Source organism: Synechococcus sp. H60.3 (genome assembly GCF_047462295.1).
Classification (GTDB): domain Bacteria; phylum Cyanobacteriota; class Cyanobacteriia; order Thermostichales; family Thermostichaceae; genus Thermostichus.
Genome location: NZ_JANSIY010000208.1, coordinates 1 through 1,117, shown reverse-complemented (window position 1 = coordinate 1,117; position 1,117 = coordinate 1). Strand labels below are relative to the sequence as shown.

Genomic DNA, 1,117 nt, shown 5'->3' with positions numbered 1-1,117 from the left:
CGCTGCTGGGCGAACTGCTGGGCAATCGGGTGCGTCGGGCTGTACCACTCCACACGCGCCTTGCGCAGCTCCTGCAAAAAGGGCGTCAGGTGCGGCTTGAGGTCAACATTCGGGTCGTAGGGCTGGTCGTTATGCTGAATTGGCGGCGCAGGGTCGGTGAAGATGAGGAGCGTCGGCTGCGCCCAGCCAACAGCGAGAATCAGAGTTGCGACCCCAAGCAGCGCGGCTACTCGTTGCATAGCAGCAGACCGTTCTGGCACGCGGCGATGCCCTGACGCGCGGTCTCCACCTCGCGCCCCGCTTGAATCTGCCGCTCGTATTCGGCGATGGCTTGCAGGAAGTGGGCGCGCGCGTTCGCCTTGTCGCCGATGCGCAGGTAGCAGGTGGCGATTTGCTGATGCACTTCGGCGGGGTTCGGCGCGGTGGGCAGCGCCTGCAGGTAGGCTTGGATCGCCTCGCGGTAGTTGCCCGCGCGTTGCAGGTTCTGCGCCTGTGTCAGTGCATCTGTCGCCCGCGAAGTGGTCGCGCCGCGACTGGGCGACTGGGACGGCGCGCGCTCGACGCGGATTTCGTACACGCCGCGCTGGGTCTCCTCGACTTTGACATCGGGCATCACTTCGGCGTCGCGCGGGCGGTCGCCGTTGGGCTTGGGCGTTTCGCTCTTGGGCGCGGGTTTCGTTTCGGGTTCAGGGGCAGGTAGGGTCGGAATCTCGCCGCGCGGGGGATTCGACTGCGCGGGCGCAAGCGCGAGGCGCGACGGGTCAATCATCACGGGGGGCACAACCGCCTGCGGCGGGTTGGGCGGGGGCGTCTCGGGGGTCGGCGCAGGAACCGTTGCGCTGGGCGGCGGGCTGGCGGGCGGTGGAACGCTCTCAGCCGTGGACGCCACAGGTTGGGTCGGCGCAGGTGCAGGCGGCGCACTCCAGCGCAAGACAAGCGCGAAGCCGATGAGCAGCACCAGCCCGACGCCCAGAAACGCCAGCGCGACGGGCAGCGTCTCCGCCCACAGCGGGCGCGCGGGCGCAGGGCGCACCACCGCGCGCGCCTGACGGCGCAGGGCGTCCAGCCGCGCACGCTCCGCAACGCTCAGCGGGTTCACCGCCTGCACGCGCTCGTA

The 1,117-nt window shown here is 69.7% G+C and carries 1 protein-coding gene and 1 pseudogene; both read right to left on the bottom strand.

What is annotated here, in order from left to right; all coding sequences use genetic code 11:
• Nucleotides 1-239: hypothetical protein (locus tag NW841_RS12815; RefSeq protein WP_414386774.1), on the bottom strand; the 239-nt coding region annotated here is incomplete at its 3' end.
• Nucleotides 227-1,117 (bottom strand): annotated as a pseudogene (locus NW841_RS12810) (hypothetical protein); the annotation flags it as partial. The pseudogene NW841_RS12810 and the gene NW841_RS12815, both read right to left, overlap by 13 nt.